2 protein-coding genes are annotated in these 4,737 nt (G+C 71.4%); both read left to right on the forward strand.

The features are described from left to right. Nucleotides 1–173 precede the first annotated feature (173 nt). Nucleotides 174–1,538: a carboxylesterase/lipase family protein gene (locus tag BJQ90_RS11040; protein WP_319004625.1), complete on the forward strand. Its 1,365-nt coding sequence runs from the start codon at nt 174–176 to the stop codon at nt 1,536–1,538. 43 nt (nt 1,539–1,581) lie between these two features. Further along, on the forward strand, nt 1,582–4,737 hold a 3,156-nt coding region (locus tag BJQ90_RS11045), incomplete at its 3' end, for a hypothetical protein (protein ID WP_226760323.1).

Raw genomic sequence — 4,737 nt, forward strand, 5'->3', positions numbered from 1 at the left:
TGCGCGCGCAGGGCCGACGATGGTGTGATGAACGAACTGGTCACGACGGTTCATGGGGTGCTGCGCGGGAGTTTTGCCAGCGGCGTTCACGCCTTTCTCGGCGTGCCGTATGCCGCACCGCCCTTCGGCGCGGGCCGCTGCGGCCGCCCCGGCCGGTTACGCCGTGGCCCGGCGTGCGTGATGCCACAGCCCTGGGGCCGGAGCCCCCTCAGGTAGCGCCGCCGACCCCCAGCGGCTCTGCCGCCGGGGCATCCGAGGACTGGGAAGCCGTTGGGGCCGCGTTCGCGGCGGTGGACCGGGCTGCGCCGGCCGAGGACTGCCTGAACCTCAACGTCTGGACGCCGGATACCGGCCCGGCAAGGTTGCCCGTTATGGTCTGGATCCAGGGCGGCATGTTCGAGCTCAGCTCGACGGCGGCCTACGACGGGAGCCACTTCGCCCGGGATGGCGTTGTCTGTGTCGTCATCAACTGGCGTCCCGGCGCGGAAGGCTTCCTCTACCTCGGCGACGGCATCGCCAACCTCGGACTACTCGACCAGGTCGCTGCGCTCCAGTGGGTACGGGACAACATCGCTGCCTTCGGCGGGGACCCCGGCAACGTCACGGTCTTCGGCGAGTCCGCCGGTGCGATGAGCATCGGCATGCTCCTCGCCATGCCCCGCGCGGACGGGCTCTTTCGTCGGGCGATCCTGCAAAGCGGCGCAGCCCACCAGGTCACTCCCGCCGGGGATGCGCTGCGCATCGCCGGATACCTGGCCGGCAGGCTCGGGGTGCCCGCGACACGTGAGGCGATCGCGGGCGCCGGGGTCGCGCGCCTGTTGGCGGCCCAGGCCGGAGTAAAGGACGAACTGCTCACCGACCCCGACCCGGATCGCTGGGGCGGTGCGGTGGTGGCCAGCACGATGCCGTGGCAGCCCGTCATCGACGGCGACATCCTGCCGGGGCCGCCGATCGATCGGATCGCTGCCGGATCTGGCAGCCAAGTGGACGTGATCGTCGGCACCAACGCCGACGACTGGCGGCTCTGGCTGGTCGCCAGCGGCGTGATCGCCGGGATCACCGACGAGATCCTGGGCGGACCGGTCCGCTCCTTCGGACACCAGGCTTTGGCAACGTACGGGCTGCCGGCCGGGCAGGCGCTGGCCGCCTACCGGACGCACTACCCGACGGCAAATCCCGGTGATCTGCTGGCTGCGGTCCAGACTGACTGGTGGATGCGGATCCCCGCGATCCGTCTGGCCGACGCGCACGCCCGCGCCAGCTCGGCGGCGGGGACCTACATGTACGAATTCCACTGGGCTGCACCTGCTCTCGGCGCAGTCCATGCCCTTGAGGTTGCTTTTGTCTTCGACACGGCGACGCCGGATGCGCCGCTGTTCGGTCCGCTGCTGGGCAGCGACCCGCCGCAGGAGCTCGCGCGCACCATGCACGCCGCGTGGGTGGCGTTTGCGGGCACGGGCGACCCGGGCTGGCCGCAGTATGACCAGGGGCGGAGGGCTTCACGCCAGTGCTATATTTCATCTAGTCATTGGATTTAATGGGCTGGGCGGATTCGGACAGCCAAAGTCACGAAGGGCATCTATGTCGACCGCTGTCCAGCCCCTGCTGGTAATGGTTCTGATGGCGGGCGCCCTCCTGGTGGGTGTTTGCTGGGGGAGGGCGCGGGAACGCCGGCGCAGCACTGCGGAGAGCAGTGGGGCCTTCGCAGCGGGTTTCCGCGCCGGGCACCTCCAGGGCTGGAGGGATGCCGAAGCCGCCCACGGGCCGGCGGCGTCGACCATCCCGTCGTCCGCACTGACTGTGCCGCCAGCCCCAACCCAGCAGTTCCAGCCGGTCCGGCAGGAACTGTATCGACCCCTGCCACTGCAGCCGCCCGCTCCGCCGCCGCGGCCCCCGCGTCCGGCCGTCCCGCAAGAATCCGCCGCGGACCGGGCTGCCCGCAAGGAGAAGCGGGACCGCCAGAACATCAACATCACCCTCTACGTCGCCAGCCTCCTGCTGGTTGCTGCCGGCGCCCTGTTCGTCGGCACGGCCCTGCCGGAAGTCCTCCGCTTCGCCGGCGTCGTCGCCATCACTGCACTGTTCTATACCGGGGGGCTGATCCTGCACGCCAAGGCCCCGCGGCTCCGGCCCGCCGCCGTCGCATTCACCGGTACCGGCCTGGCCCTGATCCCGGTGGCCGGTCTGGCCCTGTACAACTTCACCCTGCCCGACGGGCCCGCCGCCTGGCTGGTCACCTCCTCCATCGGTACCGTCGCCTATGTGGCCGCCGCCATCCGGATGGACAGCAAGGTCCTCGCCTACCTGTCCCTGACGTTCGCCGTATCGACGGCCTGGTCCGGAATTTCGGTCCTGGGGGGAGCCCTCGTCTGGTACTTCGCGGCGCTGATCGCCATGGCGGTCGTCCTGACGCTGCTGGCCCTGACCCGGCCCCGCTGGATGCCCTCGGTCTTCCTCAAGCCGCTCATGGACCTGCACCCTTTTGTGGTTCCCGCCGTCGCGGTCGCGGTGACCTTCATTCCGCTGCTGCTCGGCAGGGGCGAGTACGCGCTCATCATGTTCCTGTGTGGCGCCTACTTCGCCCTGATGGCAGCGGTTCCGCAGAGCCGTTTCCGGATAGCCCAGTACTACGGGGCACGGTTCAGCCTCACCGTGGCGCCGGCGGCCGCGGTCTGGGCGGCGAGCGACAGCCTGCCGTGGATGCTGCTGACCGCGCTCGTGCTGGCAGCCCTCCAGGCCGTGCTGCTGGCCTCGGGGCGGGACGTCGTTCCTGCCGCGCTGCTGGGGTCGGCCGGCCGCAGGCGGGCGGACGCCCTCGGCACTTTCGGGCTGCAACTGCTCCTGACCTTGTCCTGGCGTGCAGTGACCTTGCTCGATGTTCCGGTCGACCCAAATGCCGACGTGCCGGTATGGGCGCCGCTGCTGCTGGCGTTGCTCACCGCCATGGCCCTCGCGGTGGGCCTGGGCGGACTGGCGGAATGGGCGCCGCTGGCTGCCCTCGTGCTGTCCGCGGCCATCGGTGACCCTGCCGGCGGCTGGACCCCGGCGGGCTTCCTGCTGCTGGCAGCGCTGTTCTGGGCCGGCCGCTCGCGGCCCCCGGCGGAGCCCTTGCGGCTGCACTTCGTTCTCGCCGCCCGCACCGCAGCGACGCTGGCCGTTCCCGCGGCCACCGCGGCAGTGACCGGCGACCTCCCCGATGCGCTTCCGGTGGTGTCCGCTTTCCTGCTGGCCCTCGTGGCGCAGCAGCTCGCCACCGCAATCCTCGTCCGGGCGGGCGTGCCCTCGCTGGCCCCCAACCAGACCCTGGCCGCCTTCACCCTCGCGGCGCTTCCCGCCCTCGCCGCCATGGCGTTCGTGGACAACACGCAGGGGAGAGCGCTCACCGGCACCGCCATCGTGCTCCAACTCCTCGTCTGCCTGGGTATCGGCCGGGCACTCACCGCTCAAGCGGCGGCAGGGTCCCCGTGGCGTGCCGGGATCCCTGAGCTCCTGCCCGTGGGCATGGCGGCGGCGCTGTGCGGCATGGCGTTTGCCGGCGTCTCGCTCCGGGCCGGCAACATCAGCCTGGTCCTGACCGTGCTTTATCTGGCGGCAACTGCCCTGCGACGCGTCGGGATCCAACAGCGGTGGAGCTACTGGTGGCTGGCCCGCGGGACCGGCACCGTCCTGGTCCTGACGGGCTACCAGCAGCTCCGCCAGGACGCCGGCCCGCTGCTGCTGGTCGGCGGCGGGGAACTCGCGGGAGCCTGCCTTGCAGTGCTGGCGTTGGGGCTGCAGCTGGCATTCCCCCTGTTGGCCGAGGCCAGGGGACGGGCTCCCCGGGGTGTGCTCACCGACGCCGCCGTCGTGCTCGGACTGCAGGCTGCCGCGCTGTCCCTGCTCCGGTCCTCCGGCCTCCAAGACCAAACAGCCGGAGGCTGGCAGCTGACCGCCGCCGTCGTCGTAATGTCCCTCAGCGCAGCGGCGGCGGGGTTCGTGCTGCGCGCCCGTCCTTGGGCGGCCTTGTTCGCCCCCGCGGCGCTGGCGGTGCTGCTGCTGGCCCGGGCGGGGACGGCGCTCGACGTCGAGCTGGTCCTGGGCATCTTTGCGGCCTTCAGTGCCGTGATGGTGGTGGCCGCCAGTTCGCGCACGGCCAAAGGCAGCTACTTCGCTGCGGCCCGGGTGCTGACCCTGGCACTGGCGGTCGTGCTCAGCTATGACGCGACGGTCTCGGTCACCGCCGTCTCGGTGACCTTCGGGCTGGTCCTCGCAGCCCAGCACGTGGTCCGCTGGCTCATGCGGCACCGCCTGCTGGAAGTCCCGTTCCAGCAGGCCGCCGTGTGGATCACGCTCGCCGCCCAGACAGCGCTGCCGCTCGGCTACCTTGCGGCAGCGCCGGACGACGGCGGCCGTTGGGTCGTCCTGCTGCACGTGAGCCTGCTGCTGGTTTCGGCCGCCGTGGCCAGCCGGGTGTTCGCGGCCCGCGGGGCCGCCTATCTGACGGTCTATGCCGGCCTGCTCGGCACCGTGGCGCTGGGGCCGCTGGCGCAGTTCGACGGCGTTGCGTCTACCCACGTTTTCCTTGGCCGGCCGTTCCTGAGCTCCGATGGGGTCGTGGTGGTGCTGCTGGTGCTGGCGCTGGCCGCCACCGGCGCGGGCCTGCTCTTGCGCCGGAACGCGCGGGCCGACGTCGAACGCTGGCTCTGGCTGGCCGGCTCCGGTGCCTTCGTCGGGTCGGCCCTGCTGCTGGCGCCCGCC

It is taken from the genome of Arthrobacter sp. SO3 (assembly GCF_020532825.1).
Lineage (GTDB): Bacteria > Actinomycetota > Actinomycetes > Actinomycetales > Micrococcaceae > Arthrobacter.